Source organism: Streptosporangium sp. NPDC000239, from assembly GCF_040300765.1.
Taxonomy (GTDB): Bacteria; Actinomycetota; Actinomycetes; order Streptosporangiales; family Streptosporangiaceae; genus Streptosporangium.
The window spans coordinates 1-22,392 of sequence record NZ_JBEPEI010000030.1 but is presented as its reverse complement, the minus strand read 5'-3'; the positions used below and the strand labels follow the sequence as shown (position 1 = coordinate 22,392).

The following is a 22,392-nucleotide window of genomic DNA, read 5'->3' as shown; positions in this document are numbered from 1 at the left end:
AGGGGAGGCGCCGTGGAATTCGAGCGATTCGGCCGTGCAGCTCTGCGGGAGGTCGTCTCCATGCACGACGAGCTGGGGGTGCTGTCGTTCTACGTGACCGCCTCCCCGCAGGAGGAGGCGGCGGTCAAACCCGCCTGGCGGATCCGTTTCGGCAACGAGCTGTCGGAGCTGCGGGAGCAGATGACGGCCGTCAGGGACAGAGAACGGCGGACGGCCCTGCTGAACCGGCTCGACGAACTGGAGACGGACTTCGAGCAGCTGCTCGACCCGACGGAGTCAGGCCTGGGACGCGTCATGTTCGCACCGGTCGGCGACGGCCGGGCGCGGTCGTTCTCCTTCCAGGTGCCGGTCGCCGACCAGATCGTCATGGAGTCGACGGCGTACGTGCGCCCGCTGGTCAACGCGGTCGAGGCCGCGCCTCCCGCAGGTCTCGTCGTGCTCTCCAGGGACGGCCTGAAGATGATCGACTACCGGTACGGCCTGACCGAGGACCTGGGCGGTACCTCCTTCGAGATCCCCGTGGAGGAGTGGAAGCAGATGCGCGGCCCGGCCACCGCGGAACTCGCCAGGTCGGCCGCGACGCACCGCGACAAGTTCGAACGCCGCGTCGAGGAGAACCTCACCCGGCAGCTGCGCGCCGCGGCTCCGGGAGTGGCCGAGGAGGCCAGGCGGCGCGGCTGGCAGACGGTCGTTCTCCTCGGCGACGTCCAGCTGACCGAGATCGTCGCGCCCCTGGTCGGCGGGGACGTTCTCCAGGTCGACGCGGTCGTCGACTCGCTGCCCCCGGCCAAGCTCGCCGAGTACGTCGAGCCGCAGCTGAGGGCCGCCCGCACCCGGCACGGCGTCGAGCTGACCGAGCGGGCCAGGGACGCCGCCCTGTCCGGCGGTCCCGGCGCCCTGGGCCTTGAGGCGACGCTCGGCGCGCTGAACGACAGCCGGGTGGCACAGCTGCTGCTGAACGAGTCCGGCGAGTGGGACGGCGGCCGTACGGAGGACGGGCGGCTCTACGCCCGGGGAGACGTCCCGCGGGGCGAACCGGGGGAGGAGGTCGTGCCCGATCCCACGATGGGGGAACGCATGATCGAACGCGCCCTCGACATCGACGCCGAGGTGATCGTGCTGGACGGAGAGGCCGCACAGGACCTCGCCGAGTCCGGCGGGGTGGCCGCGATCCTGCGCTGGTGAGCCGTACGGGCGGGCCGTGAGGGGGCCGGGTGAGTCGCGCCGCCGACGTGCGAGGGCGGCGTGAGAGACTCAGAACAGGGATGTTTCCGCAGTTCAGGGCAGGTTCAGAAGGCGAGGGGGCATCGCGGGGCGGCCCGTTAGGCACATGGGTTTCGGGGAAAGGACTGTCATGGTCGGTACCACCCCTTCGGGCACCCCCAAAGAGAACCTCGGGCACGTCGTCTTCATCACCGCCGCGGCCGCCATCGGCGGGTTCCTCTTCGGCTACGACAGCGCGGTCATCAACGGTGCCGTGACCGGCATCCAGAAGCACTTCCAGGTCGGTCCCGTCCAGATCGGGTTCGTCGTCGCGATCGCGTTGCTCGGCTCGGCGCTGGGCGCGTGGATCGCCGGGCGCATCGCCGACCGCTGGGGACGCACCAGGACGATGCAGGTGGCCGCGCTGCTGTTCGCGGTCAGCTCCCTCGGCCAGGCGCTGCCGTTCGCGATCTGGGACCTGGCCCTGTGGCGGGTGCTCGCCGGTGTCGGCATCGGCATGGCCTCGGTGATCGGCCCCGCCTACATCGCCGAGGTCGCGCCGCCCGCCTACCGGGGGCGTCTGGGTTCCTTCCAGCAGCTCGCGATCGTGCTGGGCATCGCGGTCTCCCAGCTGGTCAACTTCGCGATCGCGCAACTCGCCGGGGGAGACGTCAACAACAGGCTGCTCGGCCTGCAGGCCTGGCAGTGGATGCTGGGCGCCTGCCTGGTGCCCGCCCTGCTCTATCTGCTCTTCTCGACGATCATCCCCGAGTCTCCGAGGTTCCTCGTCGCCATCGGCAGGACGGAGATGGCGCGCCGGGTGCTCAAGGAGGTCGAGGGGGAAAGGACCGACCTTGAGGAACGGCTCAAGGAGATCCAGGCCTCACTGCGCCTGGAGCACCGGCCCCGGCTCAGCGACCTGCGCGGCCCGGCGTTCGGCCTGCTGCCGATCGTCTGGATCGGCATCCTGCTCTCGGTGTTCCAGCAGTTCGTCGGAATCAACGTCATCTTCTACTACTCGGCGTCGTTGTGGCAGTCGGTCGGCATCAACCAGAGCGACTCGCTGCTGATCAGCTTCTCCACCTCGATCATCAACATCGTCGGCACGTTCATCGCCATCGCGCTGGTCGACCGGATCGGCCGCAGGCCGCTGCTGCTGATCGGCTCCGCGGGCATGGCGGTCGCCCTCGCCGTCGCCGCGTGGGCCTTCAGCGCGGGCGTCCACATCGGCGACACCGTACGGCTGCCGTCGGCGCAGGGGACCGTCGCCCTGGTCGCCGCGCACGTGTTCGTGCTGTTCTTCGCGCTGTCGTGGGGTGTCGTGGTCTGGGTGTTGCTGGGAGAGATGTTCCCCAACAGGATCAGGGCGGCCGCGCTGTCCGTGGCCGCCGCCGCCCAGTGGGTGGCCAACTGGCTGATCACCGTCTCGTTCCCGTCCCTGGCCGAGTGGAGTCTCGCGGGCGCCTACGTGGGATACGCCTTCTTCGCCGTGCTCTCCTTCTTCTTCGTGCTGTTCAAGGTGCGTGAGACCAAGGGCAGGAAACTGGAGGAGATGGGTTAGGTTCGTCCCGTGCCCCCGGTCCCGGAAACCCCGCCATCGGCGAAGCCGCCGAGGCCGACGAAGGCCGAGCTGGCCGCCGCGGCCGACCTGACCGTCGACGACGTGCTCGGCCCCTCGATCGAGGTGCTGTTCTGCGGCATCAACCCCGGTCTGTACTCCGCGGTGACCGGTCACCACTTCGCCAGGCCCGGCAACCGCTTCTGGCCGGCGCTGCACCTGTCGGGCTTCACCCCCAGGCTGCTGGCCCCCGCTCAGCAGTGGGAACTGCCCTCCTACGGCCTCGGGATCACCAACGTGGTCGCGCGGGCCACGGCCCAGGCGGCGGAGCTGTCCGCCGAGGAGTTCCGTGAGGGAGGGGTACGGCTGGCCGGGCTGGTCGCCGAGGTCAGGCCGAAGGTGCTGGCCGTCCTGGGCGTCACCGCCTACCGGACGGCCTTCGCCGAGCGCGGAGCGGTGATCGGGCCGCAGGACAGGCGGATCGGGGAGACGGCCGTGTGGGTGCTGCCCAACCCCAGCGGGCTGAACGCCCACTGGACGCTGGACCGGATAGCCGGAGAGCTGCGGTTGCTGAGGGAGTCTCTGGCCTGACCCCTCCCGTGGGCGGAAGGGGCCGGGCCAGGGGATTCACCTACGGCCGTGGCCCATCCGGTGGTGCCAGTGCTTGCGGTGCAACACGCCCGCCACGGCCATCACGATCCAGGCCAGGAACAGGATCTTGAAGACGCCGAACCCCATGATCGCCGTCAGGGCGACCACCCCGATCAGCACCGGCACGAACGCGCCCCCGCCCCGGTGGTGCCCCGGCCGGTGATGCCGGGCCGCGGCCCACCGCTGGGCGGTCAGCCGCTGCAGTGCCGCCTGGTTCCGCCACTGCTCGTTCCACTGCCGCTGCCATTGGCCGGAGTGGGACCAGCCGTGATGGGCGTGCCGGTGGAGCCTGCGGGCCTCACGCCACTGATCGCGCCACTGCCTGCGCCACTCCCGCTGGTCCCATGAGTGATGGTCCCACCGCTCCCCGCCACCCTCCGCGACGGCGCCGTGGCCGCCGTTCTCGGTGGCGCCGAAGCCGTACATGCCGGGCAGGTCGGGCAGGTCGGCGCCCGCGCGGGCCAGATCACGACCTGTACGCGCCGTCATGATCACGTCGAGGCGTTCCTCGAACTCCTCGTGGTTCAGCCTGCCCTGCGCGTAGTGCTCACGCAGGGACTCCGTGGCGGCGTCGCGTTCGGCGTCTCCGATGCGGAGATCGTCGGGAAACGTCATCGTGGGATCACTCCTCGCCGGGTTCGCCGTCTGCCAGGATCTGGTAGAGCTTGCGGCGCGTGTCGATCATGATCTGCCGGGCCTGGCGGATCTGCGCCTCACTGCCATTCTGCAAGACCTGGAAGAGAGCGACGGCTGACTGGCGGGCCAGATCCATCAGTTCCCAGGAACTCTCCCCGAGATCGGGGGTCATCTCCTCCCACGGCGCGCGCAGCTCCTCCTGATGCTCGGCGACATAGGCCCTGCCCGCCTCGGTGAGCTGGAAGGACTTGCGCCCGTCGGTCTCCTCGGACAGGACGAGGCCCTCGTCGGTGAGCTGCTGGAGCGCCGGGTAGACCGCGCCGGGACTGGGCTTCCAGCCCCCCTGGCTGCGCTTGGCGATCTCCTGGATGATCTGGTAGCCGTTGCGCGGCTCCTCGGAGAGCAGCGCGAGGATCGCGGCGCGGACGTCGCCCCGCTTCGCCTTGCGCCCCCGCCCGAAGGGGCCGCCCCCGCCGAACGGGCCCCCTCGCCCGAACGGACCGCCCCTGCCGAAGTCCCAGGGGAAGGGGCCACCGGGGAACGGCCCGCCGCGGCGGCCACCGCGCTCCCTGTGCTCCCGGCGCTCTCCGTGCTCCCTGTGCTCCCTGTGGTGGTGCTCGTGCGGCCCGAAGGCGTGCGGGCCGTGCTCGCGCGGACCCGGGCCGTCGTGGTGCCAGGCGGTGGCCATGCCCCTGAAGACCTCCCTGGCGGCGCGCCTCATCTCGCGCCTGATCTCGTGCGGCACGGCCCCCGAGGCCCAGCCTCCCATCGCTTCCGCCGACATGTCGGTACCCCCTGTTCTCGGCGATCGTCCTCCGACCGCTCTTGATGTGTCAAAGATATATCGAGAGCGTTCTAAGAACAACCCCTGATTTCGCATCTCGGGCTTCAGGGCTACCCTGTAACCTTCTAAAGTGTTTTGGGGGTTAGCTGATGACGAATTACGCGGAACGGGCGCCGCGGCGCAACGAGACGGTGCTCATCGGTTTCACCGTCGCGACCAACCTCGCCGACGGGGTGGCCAAGATCGCGCTCCCTCTGCTCGCCGTCGAGCTGACCGACTCGCCCGGCCTGGTCACCGGGGTCGGGCTGACCCTGACGCTGCCGTGGCTGCTGGCCTCCCTCCACGTGGGCGTGCTCGTCGACCGGGGCGACCGCAGACGCCTGGCCGCCCTGGCCAACCTGGTCAGGCTCGCGGTCGCGCTCGTCCTGCTGGCCGCGGTCACGGCGGAGGCGTTGACCCTGCCACTGCTCTACCTGTCGGGAGTCCTGATCGGCCTGGCCGAGGTCGTCGCGAACTCCGCGGTCGGCGCCCTGGTCCCCGCCGCGGTGCCCAGGCAACGGCTCGGCCGGGCCAACGCCTGGATCGCGGGCGCGGAGACCGTGGCGAACGAGTTCGCCGGACCGGCCGTCGGCGGCCTGCTGACCGGTGTCGGCGCCGCCTTCGCACTCGGCTCCTCCGCCGGGGCCTTCGCGCTCGGAGCCATACTGCTCGCCCTGCTCGCGGGCCGCTTCCGCGTCGCCCGCCCGGCCGGTACGGCCACGCGACCCAGCGGGGTGCGGGGGGAGATGGTCGAGGGGCTCGCCTTCCTGTGGCGGCACCGCCTGCTGCGCACGATGTCACTGACCATCGCGGTGCTCGTGGCCTGCTGGAGCGCCTGGCTGGCCCTGCTGCCCTCCTACGCCGTGCGGACCCTCGGCCTCGACCCCGCCGCGTACGGCCTGCTGCTCGGCTCGATCGGCGTCGGCGGCCTGGCCGGCGCGGTGCTCACCGGCCCGGTCAACCGCCTGCTCGGTGTGCGGTGGGCGCTGTTCCTCGACCTCGTCGGCACGATCCTGATGATGGTCGTCCCCGCGGCCCTTCCCCAGGCCTGGGCGGTGGGCGCGGCCGCGTTCCTGGGCGGCATGGGAGGCACGCTCTGGACGGTCAACAGCCGCACCCTGGCGCAGCTGATCGTCCCCGACCACCTGCTGGGACGCTACTCGGCCGCCTCACGCCTGCTGAGCTGGGGAACCCTGCCCGTCGGTGCCGGACTGGCCGGGCTGCTCGCCGAACTGGCGGGGGTGAGAGCCGCCTTCGCGGGCTTCGCCGTACTGGCCGTCGTGCCGGTCGTGCCCTTCCTGCGGACCGTCACGGAGGGCGAACTCTCGGCTGCGAGACGAGAAAGTGAGATAGATCACGTAATTCCCGGCTGAAATTGGAACAACTCCTGAGACCTGCACGTTACAAAGGACATAGACGGGATTCGTTCCGCGCCGGAAGGGCTGGGGGGTGCTTTCGGCACGGAACGGTCCCGTCTGTCGTTTGTGGAGAAACGGGCGGCCTGAGGGAGATCTTCCCCCGGGCCGCCCTTCTCATGCGTGGCCTCGCGCCCCTTCTCACGTCCGTTAGCCGTTCCCGGCCCCCGGGTAGAACGTCTGTGGAGATCTGCCCCCTGAAGATCGGACGGACCAGGGGGAGAAACCAATGGACATGATGCGCGCCGGACTGCTGGCCGTACTCGTGGGGATCGCGGCCGTGGGAGCCACGCAGCAGCACTCGAAACCGGGGCACGACAGCTCCACCGGCTGGACGGTCGGACGGCAGGGGCCCCCGGCCGGTGAGCACGCCGGAAGGCGGGCCACCGGACGGACGAACCCGGGAGCCGGCCGACGCGGCTGGCGATGGGGACACGACCGGGGGAACAGGCGTTCCGCGGGCACCGAGTGGGCCGACGAGTGGCAGGCCGGATGGTCGAGGAAGCACCGGGCGGGGCGGAACACCCGGCGGGCCGGCGAACTCGACGGGACACACGCCAGGGGCGGGCCACACGGAGGAACGCGCTCCAGGAGATGGACGTTCGAGGGCTCCGGCGGCAGGACGGGCGCACGGCGCGGCGGCCGGGGTACCGGACGGTTCGCCGACCGTGGATACGACCGCTCCCGAGGCGGCGATCGGTCATGGAGCGGTGACCGGTCCGGCCGGAGAAGTCACGGCGGGTATGACAGGGCCGACGACCGGAACGGCGGGCGCCCCCTCGGCTGGGCTCCGGGCGATCACGGCGGGCGTCCCCTCGGGTAGGGGCCCCTTCGTGGGTCCGGGATCAGGGGCGGCGAGGAGGCCCCTGGAGGACCCGCCGGCGCGCGTGGCCGGTACGGCCCTCATGCGGACGGATCCGGGGGAGTGGTTCGAAGCCGCTCCGCCCTGCTCCGGTCGCGCGTATGTTTCCCATCGAGCACTTACGGCCGACACGCCGACGATGAAGAATGACTTGATCCTCTGTTTGGGCGGGCTTTGCCGTACAGTCGATCAAAGTGATCTTGATGGGAGTGTTTGGCCGATGATGGGGCACACGCACGCGCTGACGGGGGCGGTGGCGTGGCTGGGAGTGGCGCCGACGCTGGCGGCCCTGCCGCTGCTCACCGAGTCCTCCAGGTTCATCGAGACCGGGGTCATGGTGCACGCGCTCACCCCGGCGGAGTTCATCGCCGGGACGCTGGTCTGCGCCGGGGCCGCGATGCTGCCCGACCTGGACCACCCGAGCGCGACGATCGCCCAGACCTTCGGCCCGGTCACCTGGGGGCTGAGCAAGGCCGTCTCGTGGCTGAGCGGGGGGCACCGGCACGCCACCCACTCGCTGCTGTTCGCGGTCGCCGTCGGGTTCGGGGCGCACTACCTGGCCAACACCTATCCGATCGGCAGGGACATCCTCGTCGTGCTGCTCATCGGCCTGGCGTTGCGGGCCATCGGCATCGGCGTCCCGGGCAAGAAGGTCGCCTCCGCGATGGTCAACATCGGCCTGACCTTCGGGCTGTTCGTGGTCTTCCGCAATGAGAACGTGGGGTACGCCTGGCTGGGGGTGGCGGTCGCGGTCGGCTGCCTGGTGCACGTCGTGGGAGACTGCTGCACGGAAAAGGGCTGCCCGGTGCTGTGGCCGTTGCGTCAGCGCTGGCTGCTGCCCTGGAAGATAGGCATCAAGACGGGCCGCGCCTTCGAGCAGAAGTTCCTCGCCCCGGTGCTCTCGGTGGTCGTCCTGGGCCTGCTCTACTTCCGTCTTGTCCAACCCTGACCATACCCGTGAGTAACTTGATATCGAGATACATGCCCATATATCTTGATATCGAGACAACCGCTGCAACCTGATGGACGTCCTGCTGGTTAGGCATACCTAACCGAATGAGGCGATCCGGCGGTGCGGCAGGATTCAGTTGCGCCCTTTTCGTGTGGGTGCTTCAGACAACACAGGGTGACAAGGGAGGCGAACCGTGTCCGCGAACAGCTTCGGCAGCCGTGACACGCTCCGCGTCGGAGACGCGGAATACGAGATCTACCGGCTGGACGCCGTCGAGGGGTCGGGGCGCCTCCCGTACAGCCTGAAGATCCTCTTGGAGAACCTGCTCCGCACCGAGGACGGCGCCAACATCACCGCCGACCACATCCAGGCCCTCGGCCAGTGGGACCCGTCCGCCGCGCCCAGCGTGGAGATCCAGTTCACCCCGGCCCGCGTGATCATGCAGGACTTCACCGGTGTGCCCTGCGTCGTGGACCTGGCCACCATGCGCGAGGCCGTGCGCGAGCTCGGCGGCGACGCCGCCAGGATCAACCCGCTGGCCCCCGCGGAGATGGTCATCGACCACTCCGTGATCGTCGACTTCTTCGGCGGTCCCGACTCCTTCCAGCGCAACGTGGACCGGGAGTACGAGCGCAACCGCGAGCGCTACCAGTTCCTGCGCTGGGGCCAGACCGCCTTCGACGAGTTCAAGGTCGTCCCGCCGGGCACCGGCATCGTGCACCAGGTGAACATCGAGCACCTCGCCCGCGTCGTGATGATCCGCGACGGCAAGGCCTACCCGGACACCTGCGTCGGCACCGACTCCCACACCACCATGGAGAACGGCATCGGCGTTCTCGGCTGGGGCGTCGGCGGCATCGAGGCCGAGGCCGCGATGCTCGGCCAGCCGATCTCCATGCTCATCCCGCGCGTGGTCGGCTTCAAGCTCACCGGCAAGCTCCCCGCGGGCGCCACCGCGACCGACCTGGTCCTCACGATCACCGAGATGCTGCGCAAGCACGGCGTCGTCGGCAAGTTCGTCGAGTTCTACGGCGAGGGCGTCTCCAGCGTGCCGCTGGCCAACCGCGCCACCATCGGCAACATGAGCCCCGAGTTCGGCTCGACCTGCGCCATCTTCCCGATCGACGGCGAGACGGTCAGCTACCTGCGGCTCACCGGCCGCTCCGAGGAGCAGGTCGCGCTGGTCGAGGCCTACGCCAAGGCCCAGGGCCTGTGGCTCGACCCGTCCGCCCCCGAGCCGGTCTTCTCCGAGTACATCGAGCTCGACCTGGCCACGGTCGTCCCGTCGATCGCCGGTCCCAAGCGCCCGCAGGACCGCATCGCGCTGTCCGACGCCAAGCGGGCCTGGCGGGCGGCCGTCAAGGACTACGCCCCCAGCATCCAGGGGCCGGTCGACGAGGCCTCCGCCGAGTCCTTCCCCGCCTCCGACTCCCCGGCGATCGGCCACGACGGCAACGGCGACAAGCCGCACGCCGCCGGGCTCAACGGCGAGCGTCCGCACCGGCCCGTCGAGGTCACCCTGTCCGACGGCACGAGCTTCGAGATCGACCACGGCGTCGTCACGATCGCGGCCATCACCAGCTGCACCAACACCTCCAACCCGTACGTCATGATGGGCGCCGCCCTGCTGGCGAAGAACGCGGTGGACAAGGGCCTGACCCGCAAGCCGTGGGTGAAGACCTCCCTGGCCCCCGGCTCCCAGGTCGTGACCGGCTACTTCGAGCGCTCCGGGCTGCAGCCGTACCTCGACAAGATCGGGTTCAACCTGGTCGGCTACGGGTGCACCACCTGTATCGGCAACTCCGGCCCGCTGCAGGAGGAGATCTCCGCCGCCATCCAGGCCAACGACCTGGCGGTCACCGCGGTGCTGTCCGGCAACCGCAACTTCGAGGGCCGCATCAACCCCGACGTCAAGATGAACTACCTGGCCTCGCCGCCGCTGGTCGTCGCCTACGCCCTCGCGGGCACCATGGACATCGACCTGAACAACGAGCCGCTGGGCACCGGCGTGGACGGCGAGCCCGTCTTCCTCGCCGACATCTGGCCCTCGCCCGAGGACGTCTCCGCGGTCGTGGCCTCCTCCATCGACCAGGACATGTTCCTGCGTGACTACGCCGACGTGTTCAAGGGCGACGAGGCCTGGCAGTCGCTGCCGATCCCGACCGGCGACACCTTCGAGTGGGACCCGGCCTCGACCTACGTCCGCAAGGCCCCCTACTTCGACGGCATGCCGCAGGAGCCGGACCCCGTCACCGACATCACGGGCGCCAAGGTCCTGGCCAAGCTGGGCGACTCGGTCACCACCGACCACATCTCCCCGGCGGGCTCCATCAAGGTCGGCACCCCGGCCGCCGACTACCTCAAGGCCAACGGCGTCGAGGTCAAGGACTTCAACTCCTACGGCTCCCGCCGCGGCAACCACGAGGTGATGATCCGCGGCACCTTCGCCAACATCCGGCTGAAGAACCTGCTGCTGAACGGCGTCGAGGGCGGCTACACCCGTGACTTCACCGTCGAGGGCGGCCCGCAGTCCTTCATCTACGACGCCTCGGTCAACTACCAGGCCGCCGGCGTCCCGCTCGTCGTCCTGGCGGGCAAGGAGTACGGCTCGGGCTCCTCGCGTGACTGGGCGGCCAAGGGCACCGCGCTGCTCGGCGTCCGCGCCGTCATCGCCGAGTCCTACGAGCGCATCCACCGCTCCAACCTCATCGGCATGGGTGTGCTTCCGCTGCAGTTCCCCGAGGGCGAGACGGTCGACTCGCTGGGCCTGACCGGTGAGGAGACCTTCGACATCGTCGGTGTCGAGGAGCTCAACGGCGGCGGAATCCCGCGGACCGTGACGGTCAGGGCGGACGGCAAGGAGTTCCAGGCGGTCGTGCGCATCGACACGCCCGGAGAGGCCGACTACTACCGCCACGGCGGCATCATGCAGTACGTCCTGCGCTCCCTGATCGCCAAGTAACACCTGCGGAAAGGGCGGGTGAGACCTTCACGGGTCTCACCCGCCCTTTCTTCGTTTCTCCAGGATTGTTTCCGCCGGGCACGTTTCTCGCCAAGGGGAGACCGTTTCTGAGGGTGATGGGGTGCTCACGAAGGGCTTCGGCTGTTCCAAGGGGCGGTTCTGAAGGAAGTTCTTCCTGAGCGGTTTCCCGTAGGGCTTTCCACGGGACTTCTCAAAGGGCGGAGCTCGCTCTCGAAAAGCGAGGTCGTTCACGTTCGCGGAAGGAGTTGTCTCGAAGGCGGATTATCGGGACAATCTTCTGAACGGGGAAGGGGAGTACCCTCACGCTGCCTGGTCGTCAGTACGGCCAACGCCCGGTCAGGCAGGGTCGCGCGGACCAGGGGAGACCTTCCGGCTACGTCGACGTGGCTGGAAGGAGAGGCATGCGCGGCCTGTACATCCGGATGTTCGTCTCGCTGGCGTTGCTCGGTGCGCTCTACGCGATCCCCGTGGCCGTCGCCCTGCGGTGCGGGGTTCCCTCGCCCGTCGTCGCCGTACTGACCGCGCTGACCGTCGCGCTGCAGTGGTTCGGCACGGAGCGGCTCGCCCGGCGGGTCGCGGGGGCCAGGTTCGTCGACGCCGAGCGCGAGCCCGAACTACACGCGGCGCTCGACCGGCTCTGTGCGCTCAGCGGACTGCCCAAACCCCGTGTCGCCGTCAGCCTCGACCCCGTCCCCAACGCCTTCACCGTTGGCCGCTCCCGCAGGCACACCACCCTGATCGTCACCAGTGGGCTGCTGCGCGTCCTGGAACCCGACGAACTCGCCGCGGCGCTGGCCCACGAGATCGCGCACATCCGTCACCGCGACGTCGCGGTGACGACCCTGGCCGGCTCGTTCGCCATCGCACTGGCCTGGGCCGGCCGCGGCCTCGGTGAACTGTTCGAGACGGGGCTGCCCATCGCGGTGGCCGGTGTCCTCATCGCCCTGGCCCGGCTTCCGCTGCGGCCGCTCAGCCGTTACCGGGAACTGGCGGCCGACCGGGGTGCCGCCGTGCAACTGGGCCGTCCCGCCCTGCTCGCCTCCATGCTCGTGAAGGTCCACACGACCCCGAGGCCGCGGGCCCTCCGGCTCCCCGCCCTCGGCCTGGTGTCTTCCGGCCCGGCTCATTCCATGTTGATCCAGCGGGTGAACGGCCTGAGATCCCTGGCCCGTGAGTGACGGTCTGGGATTCGCGGTCGTGAAACAAAGGATTCACCAAAAAAGGTGTTTTGTTTTCGAGGAATCGGGTAACGGCGGTGTCGATTTCGCGTCGCTGTTGTCGGCGCCCCCGTTGGGCGGTTGAAAGCTACCGCGAGTGATGGCTCATGCGAGATCCGGCGTTGCCGGATAGCGCCAAAATGATCACTTTATTTACCCTTTATGTAGATCTTGTGTGCACGGGTGATCGATGTGTACATTTTGATCGTTTGCGCGAAGCATCCCCGAATGTTCCCTAGGCCCCGGATGGGTCTGCTGCGCCATGCGCTGACGCAGAGGTATCGGACTTCGTGCTGATTAGTTTGGAAGGTGCGCCCTTGCGCCGTAATCCGTCATGGCGGAAATCAGCCCGCTGGATTCTTCTCATCTTATTTACGGTTCTTCCCGGCCTGGTGCCGATCGGCGCCTTACCCGTGGCTGCCGTGGAAGTAACCATTTCCGGAGGATTACCTGATACCCCGGATCAGTTGTCTGGTTCGGCGGCCGGGTTGCCCTCGTTGGTCTCCGAGAAGGCGACGGCCACCTCGGTCAAGGTGGCGGCGTCGGTCGCGAGGAAGGCGGCGCTGCCGAAGGGGGCGTTGCCGGTCGAGGCACGCAGTATGACCTTCACTGATTACTGCTCGTTGTATCCGTACTACAACTCCACGACGTTGTATCCAGCGGGGTCGGTGGTCGCCTACAACGGCCACATCTGGCACGCGCGTCTGGAGTCGGTGGGTCAGACGCCCGGCGGTGGATTCGGCGGCTTCTGGACGGACTACGGGGTGTGCCCGCCGCCTGTGGATCCTGACCCTCCGGCGCAGTCGCCGTCGGTGACGCAGTTGTTCCCGACCGACCAGATGCTGGTGGACTCCCGTACCCCGTTGCTGGTGGCTGACGGGCACAGCAACGACGGCAACTACCCGGTCCAGTTCACCTTCAAGGTCTGTGACAACGAGAACCTGTCCGGCAGTGGTTGTCAGTCCTCGGGGGAACTGGCCGAAGGCGTGACGACCTGGCGGGTGCCCACCACCAAGAAGCTGGCCTGGAGCAAGCAGTACTGGTGGGAGGCGAAGATCAAGGACGCACACAACGGTCTCACCACTACCAGCGACACCTGGACCTTCACCACCGGGGTGCGTCAGCCCGCCATCACCTCGCAGCTGGCCACCCGGGGCGTCAACGGCCAGGAGTTCCAGCAGCTGTCGGGGAACTACACCACCTCGGCCACCGACGCGACGGTGGCCGGCGCGGGGCCGTCGCTGTCGATTGTGCGCTCCTACAACAGCATGGACCCCCGCCGTGACGGCCTGTTCGGGGCTGGCTGGTCGACCCGCTTCGACATGAAGATCCAGCCCGAGACGGGCGGCGCGGTGGATACGCTGCTGGTGACCTACCCCGACGGACGACAGGTACGGTTCGCCCCCAACGGGGACGGGACCTTCCAGCCGCCGCCCGGCATGTACGCCACCCTCGGCGAAGTGAGCGGCGGCGGGTGGCGGTTGATGGACAAGTCCTCCACCTCCTACCTGTTCGACGCCCAGGGCCGCCTGACGAAGATCACCGACGCGCGTAACCGCGCCCTGGACCTGGAACGTGACACCGGCGGCAAGCTGACCCAGGTCACCGCGCCGGGCGGACGGTTCCTGACCTTCACCTACAGCGGTGACCGCGTGGCCTCGGTGTCCACTCCGCCGGTCGACGGCACGGCCCTGACCTGGACCTACACCTACAGCGGTGACCAGCTGACCCAGGTGTGCGCACCGGTCGCGGCACCGAACTGCACCACGATCGAGTACGCCACCGGATCGCTGTACCGCAGCAACGTGCTCAACTCCAACCCGCTGGGTTACTGGCGGCTGAACGAGACCACCGGCACGGACGCGGCCGACTCGGGGCAGGGAGCAGGAAAGGGAAGCTACAGCGGTGTGACGCTGGGACAGCCTGGCGCGCTGGCGGGCACCACCGACACTGCCGCCTCCTTCAACGGTACGGCCAGCATGGACCTGCCTGACACCAGCATCAACCGGCTGCGGGGCACGGCCTCGTTCGAGACCTGGTTCAAGACCAGCGGCTCAGGCATCGTGATGGCGTTGGGACGCTACAACTACGACGTGGAGTTCTACGAGAAGGGGCTGCTGTATGTCGGCACCGACGGCAAGCTGCGTGGTCAGTTCAGGAAGCTGAAGGGCAGCACGCCGATCTCCCCGATCACCTCCTCCGGAACGGTCAACGACAACGCCTGGCACCACGTGGTGCTCACCCTGAGCGAGACCGAACAGCGCATGTACCTCGACGGCCAGCAGGTCGGGGTGCTGACCGGTGCGCCGACCTCCGAGCAGGTCAACTACGCCATCGTCGGCTCCGGTGACTACTCCGGCACCTGGCCGGCGGCCCCGGCCACGGGCGGGTTGCCGTACACCGGATCGATCGACGAGGTCGCGCTGTACGACCGGCCGCTGACCCTGCAGGAGGTGCAGGCGCACTACGCGGCACGGGCGGCGGCGCCATACGAGCTGACGAAGATCACCCAGCCGTCGGGGCGGGTCTGGGTGACCAACACCTACGACGCGGCGACCGACCGGCTCAAGACCCACACCGACCAGAACGGCGGTCTGTGGAAGCTCGGCGCCAAGACCTACAACGCCAACACCGGCAAGGCGACGGTCATCGTGACCGACCCCAAGAACAACTCTCTTGAGTACACCCACGACGCCTGGCGTGGTGACCGTCTGGTGAGCCGGAAGGACCAGCTCGGCAAGGTCACCTCCTACATCTACGACACCGGCGGGTTCGTGGCGAAGGTCACCGATCCCAACGGCAACACCGTCAAACAGGTCAACGACGCCCGGGGTAACGTCACCGCGGTCACGACCTGCCGGGCGGCGGGGAACTGCCAGACCGCCTACCGCTCTTACTACCGCAACACTGGCGACGAGTTCGACCCGCGCAACGATCGCGTGATCACCGCTCGGGACGCCCGCTCGACGAGTGCCACGGACAACACCTACGCCACCACCTCCGAATACACCACCCACGGTGAGCTGTCGAAGATGACCGCTCCGGCCACACCGGACTTTCCCAGTGGCCGGTCGGTGACCTCTGCCTACACCGACGGCACCGAGGCTGCGGTGGGTGGAGGTCTCACCCCGGCGGGGTTGCTGAAGTCGGGCAAGGACGCCAGGGGCAACGAGACGACCTACCGCTACACCGCGGCCGGGGACCTGGCCGAGCAGACCAGCCCGTCCGGCATGGTCGTCGCGTTCACCTACGACGCGCTCGGCAGGGTGACCTCCCGTAAGGAGATCTCCACGGCGAACCCGGGCGGGGTGACCACGACGTTCACCTACGACGGGCTCGGCCGGGTGCTCACCCAGACCGGTGCCGGGGTGAAGAACGAGGTCACCGACGTCACCCACACCGCCAAGGTGACCTTCACCTACGACGCCGACGGCAACAAGCTCACCGACACCTTGTCGGATGTGACCGGCGGTGATGCGGCGCGCACCATCACCTACACCTATGACACGAACGGCCGCCTGGAGACGGTCACCGACCCCGAAGGCGGCGTCACCCGCTCGGCCTGGGACAACATCGGCGCGCGAGTCTCGGCGACGGACCCGATGGGCACGGTGACGACGTTCGGCTACACCGACCGCGGTGAACTGGCCACGAAGACGCTGAAGAACTGGACCGGAAGCCCGGTCAGCCCGCAGGCCCCGCAGGACAAGGTGCTGGAGTCCTACACCTACGACCCGGCCGGACGGCTGGGCGCCAAGGTCGACGCGATGGGCCGCAAGACCTCCTACACCTACTTCACCGACAACCGCCTGTCACAGGCGATCGCTGACGACGTGCGGTTGAACGGCTCCACGACCCCCGTGGACGTGGTGCTGGAGGACAACACCTACGACGCGGCGGGAAACCTCACCAAGAAGATCACCGGAGGCGGCAAGACCACCGTCGAGACCGTCTACGACGCCGCGGGCCGTACGACCTCCACCACGCTTGACCCGGCCTCCCTCAAGCGCAAGACCGCCTTCACCTATGACGCGGCCGGCAACGTCACGAACGAGACCTTCACCGGCGCCGGGACCACCCGCACCGAGTCCACCGACTACGTCTACAACACCCTGAACCAGGTGACCCGGCAGACGGTGGAGAACGGTGCCGACGACCTGGTCACCACCAGCACCTACGACGACCGTGGTCTGCTGACGTCGCAGACCGATCCGCGGGGTAACGCCTCCGGGGCCACCGCGGCGGACTTCACCACCACGATGCGCTACGACGTCGCCGGGCAACTGGTGGAGACCAAGGCGCCGCAGGTGGCGATCGAGAAGAACGGCGCGGCCGCCGTCAACGGCAGGCCGACGACCACGTCCGGCTACAACACCGCGGGCGAGGTCACCCACAGTGTGGACGCCGAGGGCCGTACCGTCACCTCGGCCTTCGACAAGGCGGGCCGCCTGACCTCGACGACCTTGCCGTCCTACACCCCGCCGGGCGGCAGCGCGGTCACCCCGACGGTGAGTTTCGTCTACGACGCGGCGGGCCGCCGTACCCAGGCGACCGATCCACGAGGGTATGTCACCAAGACCGACTACGACGCGCTGGGACGCCCGGTGCGCCAGACCGACCCGGGGCCGTCCGGGCCGGGCGGAGCATGGGTGTCGGAGTTCGACCTGCTGGGTGAGCAACTCGCCACGGTGAGCCCCACCGGGGCACGGGGCGAGGCCACCTACGACGATCTGGGGCGGAAGATCACCCAGACCCAGATCGAGCGCGTCCCGACCACCGCGTCCTACACGACCAAGCTGACCTACGACAACGCCGGTAACCTCACCAAGTCCGTGGCGCCGGGCAACAAGACCACCACCTTCACGGTCAACGCCGCCGGAGAGGTCACCGCGAGTTCCGACCCGCTGAGTCACTCCACGACGTTCGCCTACGACATCCAGGGCCGTCAGACCAAGGTCACCGACCCGCTGGGCAACGCCACCGAGGCCGTCTACGACCTGGCCGGTCGCAAGACCTCCACGAAGGACCTGGACGGCACCGGCGCCACCGTGCGCACCGTCAGCGCCGGTTACGACCCGGCCGGTAACGCGACCAGCACGACCTCCGGCGAAGGACATGTCACCACCCGCGCCTTCGACGCGGCGGACAGGTTGACCTCGCTGGTCGAGCCGGTCTCCGCCAGCAAGACGATCACCACCACGTTCGGCTACGACGCCGCGGGCGCCCGTACTCGCGTCACCGATGGGCGGGGCAACGCCACCTGGACCACCTACAACAGTCTGGGCCTGGCCGAGTCGGTGATCGAGCCGTCCACGACCGCCCACCCCAATGCCGCTGACCGCACCTGGACCACCGCCTACGACGCGAGCGGCAACGCGGTGTCCACCGTTCAGCCGGGCGGGGTGCGCATCGACCGCACCTTCGACCCGCTGAACCAGGTCACCAAGCAGGCCGGCACCGGCGCCTCGGTCACCACCCCCGACCGTGACGCCGTCTACGACCAGGCGGGCCGGGTCACCACGATCGGTGACTACACCCTGGAGTACAACGACCGTGGCCTGCTGACCAAGGTCTCCAAGGCGGGCAACCAGGTCGCCACCTACGCCTACGACAACCTGGGCAACCCCACCCAGCGTGTCGACCCGACCGGTACGGCGAGTTTCACCTGGGACAACGCCAACCGGCTGGCCACCGCCTCCGACCCGGTGACGGGCCGGACCTGGACCTACGGCTACGACAACGCCGACCGGCTGACCAGCCAGACCTCCGCGGGGACGGTCAACAGCCAGGCCTACACCTACGACGCCGTCGACCGTGTCGCCACCCACACCCTGAAGAACAGCTCCGGCACCCAGCTGGCGAAGATCACCTACGGGTGGGACAAGGACGACAACCTCACCGGCAAGACCACCGTCGGAACGGCGGGCGCGGGCGCCAACACCTACGCCTACGACCGCTCCGGCCGCCTGACCTCCTGGACCGTCCCCGGCGGCGCCGTCACCGACTACGAGTGGGACGACGCGGGCAACCGCACCAAGGCCGGGTCCACGACCTACACCTACGACGAACGCAACCGCCTCCTGTCCGGCGACGGCACCGACTACACCTACACCCCCCGCGGCACCACGGCGACCGAGACCAAGGCGGGCACCACCCGCAACCTGGCCTTCGACGCCTTCGACCGGCTCATCTCCGACGGCGACGTCACCTACGGCTACGACGCCCTCGGCCGAGTCGTCTCCCGCAGCAAGGGAGCCGACCAACAGCGCTACGTCTACTCCGGCCTGACCAACGACATCGCCGCCGTCACCGACAACGTCGGAGCCGTCCAGGCCAAGTACGGCCGCGACCCGTTCGGCGGACTGCTCGGCCTGCAGGAGGGCGGCACCACCGCCGTGGGCACCATGACCGACCTGCACGGCGACCTGGTGGGCACCTTCTCCGGCACCGCCCTGGCCGACTCGACGGCCTACGACCCGTTCGGGCAGGTCATTCAGCGCTCCGGCGCCACCCGTGGGCTGGGCTACCAGGGCGAGTACACCGACCCGGACACCGGAAAGGTCAACATGAACGCCCGCTGGTACCAGCCCGGCACCGGCGCCTTCACCTCCCGCGACACCGCCACCCTCAACCCGGACCCATCGATCCAGGGCAACCGCTACACCTATGGCAACGCCGCTCCTTTGAGCAACGTCGACCCCACCGGGCACGTCTCGCGTGACATATCTTCTGGTTCAGCGGTAATGAGCACCGTTTACCCGAATTATTACCCTCCGCAGTCCGGCACCATCTCGATCCTCCCCGGATACGCCCCGGAACCCACCACCCCGGGCGGACGAATCAACGTGGAGAACGACGGTCTGGGCTGGATTCCTCCGCTTTTTCCGGATGAAATCGCGAAGGAAATAGGCGTTATGTCGAACGGCAGGCCAGCGCCCAAGAGATTTTGGGAAGCATCCTTGGCCGCCAGGGAAACATATATGGAAAACTATGACATAACATATTCTGATGAAATGCTTGACGAGATATGGAATGTCATTTCCTCTGCATTTAGCAATAGAATTACTTATGCGGAGGGGCCGTTCCTGCCGAACGATCCCAATCCGTGGGGAACCTGCAAAAAGGCACTGTCAAAGAAAACGTGTGACGCGTGGCGCGAAGCAGCACTGGTGACGGCTGCAGCTGATGCATTTCGAACAAATTGCCTGACGTCAGGGCAGGTCAAAAAGAATGCGCACACATGCGGCCAGCTTCAGGGCATAATTGGCATATCGACTGAAGATTGGTCCGACCTAGTAGTAGAGAAGTTCAAGGGGACCAAGCTATTCGGCGTCCTGGACTTCTTTGTCGGCGACGCCATGGCTTGTGGCGAGGGAAATATCACCTCGTGCATGTTTTTTGCGGTAACCGTTGCAAGCGCAGGAACGGCTAAACTCGGACTCAAAGCACTGGGAAAGGTAGCGAGCAAGCTCGGCTTCAGAACCACCGCAGCGGCGGCCACAACCACCTGTAGAGCGAGTGCTTGCTGGGCTAGGCTAAGTGGAATCTTGCGTGATGCGCGGAAGGGCAAAGGGAATTTCAATCTCGGAACTGGGACGATCGCCGAAGCCAACGAGGCTGGGGCGGCCTGGGTTGGTGCAGGCTATAAGGTGGTAAAGAAGCCTGATGGTAAGATAATTTGGATTAGCGGGGACGGCCTTAGGCAATATCGCCTTCCGAGCTATAAAGAGAAATGGGGGAACTATCAGGCGAACTTCGAGTGGCGCCTGAAAGATGCTGGCAAATTCATGGGAAACGGCCATTTGCACATCAAGGATTGAAGTGAAGGCTGAGGTAAAGTTCTTTCATAGTCCCGACTTTGATTGGGAATCTCAGACCCCTGAAAACCCGGAGCGTTTCGAGATCCTTCTTCAACTGTTCGTTGGGCCTGTCGGGGAGGATAGTAGCGAATCCTTTGACGTACTGGTATGCACTCCGTCTTTCCTGAGTGGCGAGCTGGGTGACTCTGGTATTATCGACGGGTATCATCGGATAATCGTCTCAAGATTCGACAGAGAATTAATCGAGTCTTACATTCACAAAATAGTAAGATCAGTGGAAGAAGCGACCTGGGATGAATTGGCTGCCAAGGTGGGCCGCCTAGGGCACTGGGAGTTTGAGGACTACGATCACCGAGATGTCTCAGATGGTGCTTGAGAGTTGATCGTTAACTTCATTAGGCCCATTCGAGTGATCGTGGTTCGGGGTGCTGAGTGGAGCGGCCTCGGACAGCCCACTGCAGTAGTGTGCTGATCGCCGTCCACCGGATCATCGCCTCACTGGTCGGCGGCTGGCGCTGTAGTCGCGCGTCAGCCGCCGGTGTGGCATCAGCTAGGCCAACACCTGCTCCACCATCCGTTGATTGGGATACGCCCGAAATCTGCGCTGATTAGCAAGTTTGGGGCCGGCTAAGTAAGCCGGAAAGGAGCGGACCGCAGAACAGGGGCCGTTCCGGTGGATGGGACCTGATCCCAGTAATGGCCTTCCGGAAGTTGGTGCTCAATGCCATTCTTTGACGCGATGAGCTCCGGGCCAGTTCAGGAGGGATGCCGAACGGGCTAGCCTGTCCGGGCGGCGTGGTGTCGAAGCCGTCTCGCTGAGCATGAGACATCCGCTCGAATGCCTCATATTGAATGAGGCCGGACATCTGTCCTGACTCAGCGAGAGTGGCGTGGGCACGAGGCTCTGACCTGAAGCGCACCATCTGCACTGAGCCGTCGTGAGGGCCGATCGGCTCGGTCGAACTGGCGCACACGGAACTCTCCAGCGCGGAACACGATGATGCAACCTGGCGATGTGCCACCTTCGCTGAGCCGCGCGCCACGTTCACCGCCTTCCGCACCACTTCTATTGAGTCGGTGCCAGTTCGATTGAGCCAGGACACGTCTAAGCTGTCCTGTCTCGTTGGACTTGAGGCATGAGAACTTCCTGACCTGCGGTGCCTCAGATTGGATGAGACGCCATCCGTCGAAGCCGTCTCATCGATCATGAGGCAGATCCTCGTTCCGCTCGCGGAGAGCTGTCGATCGAACCTGGTCACGGGCGAGCCGTCTCACGTACCTGAGGCATCCGAGGGAATGCCTCATGATCAGTGGGACATGCCTCAGGCCGAATGAGACCGAACATAAGCGTGTCGGTTGGTGGCGGCCCGGCATCCTGGCTCCTGATAACCGCATTTCTCAAGAGCCAGGCCAAGCAAGAACCGATCTTGCGTTTCCCTGCTCCACACCCGGTCGGAAGGACCCCGGTGACTCGTCTCGACCTTTCACCCGGCACTCTGGCCCCGAACTCGGTCCTGCCCGTCGCGGCGGCCGTGGTGCATACCGCCGTCGATCACACCTCAGCCCGGTCGCGCGCCGCCGTCGAGGCCGGAGTACCCGCCTCGACCCGCCGGGCATATGCCGCCGACTGGGAAGGGGCCACCGCCTGATGCGTGAACGCGGGGCGGGCGGCGTTGTCGGCGACCGCGTAGACCGTCACTGAATACGTCGCCCACTTGACCCTCACTCCGTCGGCCAGGACCGGCCGCCCGCTGGCGCCCTTCAGCATCGAGCGGACACTGCTGATCTTTAATTCGTGATGTCAGTGATCATGTGAATGTACCTGGTTAGTGCGGTATGTCCATGTCATGCGGTATGCGCAAGGCGGCGGGCTGACCGCTGTCAACGAGCCAGGCGTGAGCAGGTACGGCTGCACGCGGCCGAGCTGTTTACCTGCGGCTACACCGATGAGCAGGTGGCCAGGGAACTGCGGGTCACGCGGATGTCGGCCAACCGGTGGCGCCGAGCCTGAACCCGCGGTGGCGGCGCGGCCCCGACCTCCAAAGGTCCGGCATCGCTTCCACGGCTGAGTGATGCGCAGTTCGCTCGGTTGGAGGCCGCGCTGGCACAGGGACCTGCCGCGCGCGGCTGGGACGACCAGTACTGGACGCTGCCGCGCATCCGGCGGGTGATCGGCCGGTTGCGTCCACGGACGTGGTGTATGAGTTTCCCCAGCTAGATGGCGTGGCGCCGTGAATGAGGACGGCCATCGCGTGATCCTTCGTGATTGCGA

Annotated in this window: 14 protein-coding genes and 1 pseudogene; 11 read left to right on the top strand and 4 right to left on the bottom strand. The window is 67.3% G+C overall.

The window, feature by feature from the left end; translation table 11 throughout:
* Window positions 1–12: 12 nt before the first annotated feature.
* From ABT340_RS39965 to mug, 3 genes are all read left to right on the top strand, one after another.
* A complete protein-coding gene (locus ABT340_RS39965; protein ID WP_352016157.1) occupies window positions 13–1,185 on the top strand; it encodes a VLRF1 family aeRF1-type release factor in 1,173 nt (390 codons plus the stop codon).
* 169 nt (window positions 1,186–1,354) lie between these two features.
* The gene (locus tag ABT340_RS39960) at window positions 1,355–2,764 is read left to right on the top strand and encodes a sugar porter family MFS transporter (protein ID WP_352016156.1); all 1,410 of its coding nucleotides are present in this window, start codon (window positions 1,355–1,357) and stop codon (window positions 2,762–2,764) included.
* A 9-nt stretch (window positions 2,765–2,773) separates the two neighbouring features.
* The gene (gene mug, locus ABT340_RS39955) at window positions 2,774–3,352 is read left to right on the top strand and encodes a G/U mismatch-specific DNA glycosylase (RefSeq protein WP_352016155.1); all 579 of its coding nucleotides are present in this window, start codon (window positions 2,774–2,776) and stop codon (window positions 3,350–3,352) included.
* 36 nt (window positions 3,353–3,388) lie between these two features.
* Here mug and ABT340_RS39950 read toward each other — a convergent pair whose 3' ends face one another.
* Window positions 3,389–4,027, bottom strand: a complete 639-nt coding sequence (locus ABT340_RS39950; protein WP_352016154.1) for a DUF1707 SHOCT-like domain-containing protein — start codon at window positions 4,025–4,027, stop codon at window positions 3,389–3,391.
* A gap of 7 nt (window positions 4,028–4,034) precedes the next feature.
* A complete protein-coding gene (locus ABT340_RS39945) occupies window positions 4,035–4,832 on the bottom strand; it encodes a PadR family transcriptional regulator (RefSeq protein ID WP_352016153.1) in 798 nt (265 codons plus the stop codon).
* Between the two features lie 149 nt (window positions 4,833–4,981).
* Between ABT340_RS39945 and ABT340_RS39940 the strand changes: the two genes are divergently transcribed.
* From ABT340_RS39940 to ABT340_RS39920, 5 genes are all read left to right on the top strand, one after another.
* Window positions 4,982–6,244: an MFS transporter gene (locus ABT340_RS39940; protein WP_352016152.1), complete on the top strand. Its 1,263-nt coding sequence runs from the start codon at window positions 4,982–4,984 to the stop codon at window positions 6,242–6,244.
* Between the two features lie 271 nt (window positions 6,245–6,515).
* Window positions 6,516–7,109, top strand: coding sequence for a hypothetical protein (locus ABT340_RS39935; RefSeq protein WP_352016151.1), 594 nt, complete (start codon window positions 6,516–6,518; stop codon window positions 7,107–7,109).
* A gap of 259 nt (window positions 7,110–7,368) precedes the next feature.
* Window positions 7,369–8,097: a metal-dependent hydrolase gene (locus ABT340_RS39930; protein WP_352016150.1), complete on the top strand. Its 729-nt coding sequence runs from the start codon at window positions 7,369–7,371 to the stop codon at window positions 8,095–8,097.
* A 196-nt stretch (window positions 8,098–8,293) separates the two neighbouring features.
* On the top strand, window positions 8,294–11,062 hold the full coding sequence (gene acnA / locus ABT340_RS39925) for an aconitate hydratase AcnA (protein ID WP_352016149.1): 2,769 nt from the start codon (window positions 8,294–8,296) through the stop codon (window positions 11,060–11,062).
* Between the two features lie 422 nt (window positions 11,063–11,484).
* Entirely contained in the window at window positions 11,485–12,261 is a 777-nt protein-coding gene (locus tag ABT340_RS39920) for a M48 family metalloprotease (protein ID WP_352016148.1), read from the top strand.
* Window positions 12,262–12,763: 502 nt separating this feature from the next.
* Here ABT340_RS39920 and ABT340_RS39915 read toward each other — a convergent pair.
* Window positions 12,764–12,910 carry a hypothetical protein gene (locus ABT340_RS39915; RefSeq protein ID WP_352016147.1) on the bottom strand — a complete coding sequence of 49 codons (147 nt, stop codon included), beginning with the start codon at window positions 12,908–12,910 and terminating at the stop codon, window positions 12,764–12,766.
* Between ABT340_RS39915 and ABT340_RS39910 the strand changes: the two genes are divergently transcribed.
* Both ABT340_RS39910 and ABT340_RS39905 read left to right on the top strand, forming a co-directional pair.
* A complete protein-coding gene (locus ABT340_RS39910; RefSeq protein WP_352016146.1) occupies window positions 12,900–20,120 on the top strand; it encodes a LamG-like jellyroll fold domain-containing protein in 7,221 nt (2,406 codons plus the stop codon). The genes ABT340_RS39915 and ABT340_RS39910 overlap by 11 nt on opposite strands.
* 1 nt (window position 20,121) lies before the next feature.
* Window positions 20,122–20,496, top strand: a complete 375-nt coding sequence (locus ABT340_RS39905) for an Imm8 family immunity protein (protein WP_352016145.1) — start codon at window positions 20,122–20,124, stop codon at window positions 20,494–20,496.
* A gap of 1,176 nt (window positions 20,497–21,672) precedes the next feature.
* On the opposite strand, the gene ABT340_RS39900 is transcribed toward ABT340_RS39905, so the two are convergent.
* The gene (locus ABT340_RS39900) at window positions 21,673–21,888 is read right to left on the bottom strand and encodes a hypothetical protein (RefSeq protein ID WP_352016144.1); all 216 of its coding nucleotides are present in this window, start codon (window positions 21,886–21,888) and stop codon (window positions 21,673–21,675) included.
* Between the two features lie 79 nt (window positions 21,889–21,967).
* Here ABT340_RS39900 and ABT340_RS42555 point away from each other — a divergent pair.
* Window positions 21,968–22,323 (top strand): annotated as a pseudogene (locus tag ABT340_RS42555) (helix-turn-helix domain-containing protein); the annotation flags it as partial.
* Between the last annotated feature and the right edge of the window lie 69 nt (window positions 22,324–22,392).

Excerpts from the sequence above, each read along its gene's own strand:
- ABT340_RS39960 (WP_352016156.1), top strand. The coding sequence starts at position 1,355 with ATGGTCGGTACCACCCCTTCGGGCACCCCCAAAGAGAACCTCGGGCAC.
- ABT340_RS39950 (WP_352016154.1), bottom strand. The coding sequence starts at position 4,027 with ATGACGTTTCCCGACGATCTCCGCATCGGAGACGCCGAACGCGACGCC.
- ABT340_RS39945 (WP_352016153.1), bottom strand. The coding sequence starts at position 4,832 with ATGTCGGCGGAAGCGATGGGAGGCTGGGCCTCGGGGGCCGTGCCGCAC.
- ABT340_RS39935 (WP_352016151.1), top strand. The coding sequence starts at position 6,516 with ATGGACATGATGCGCGCCGGACTGCTGGCCGTACTCGTGGGGATCGCG.
- ABT340_RS39930 (WP_352016150.1), top strand. The coding sequence starts at position 7,369 with ATGATGGGGCACACGCACGCGCTGACGGGGGCGGTGGCGTGGCTGGGA.
- ABT340_RS39900 (WP_352016144.1), bottom strand. The coding sequence starts at position 21,888 with ATGCTGAAGGGCGCCAGCGGGCGGCCGGTCCTGGCCGACGGAGTGAGG.
- ABT340_RS39910 (WP_352016146.1), top strand. The coding sequence starts at position 12,900 with ATGACCTTCACTGATTACTGCTCGTTGTATCCGTACTACAACTCCACG.
- ABT340_RS39920 (WP_352016148.1), top strand. The coding sequence starts at position 11,485 with ATGCGCGGCCTGTACATCCGGATGTTCGTCTCGCTGGCGTTGCTCGGT.
- ABT340_RS39940 (WP_352016152.1), top strand. The coding sequence starts at position 4,982 with ATGACGAATTACGCGGAACGGGCGCCGCGGCGCAACGAGACGGTGCTC.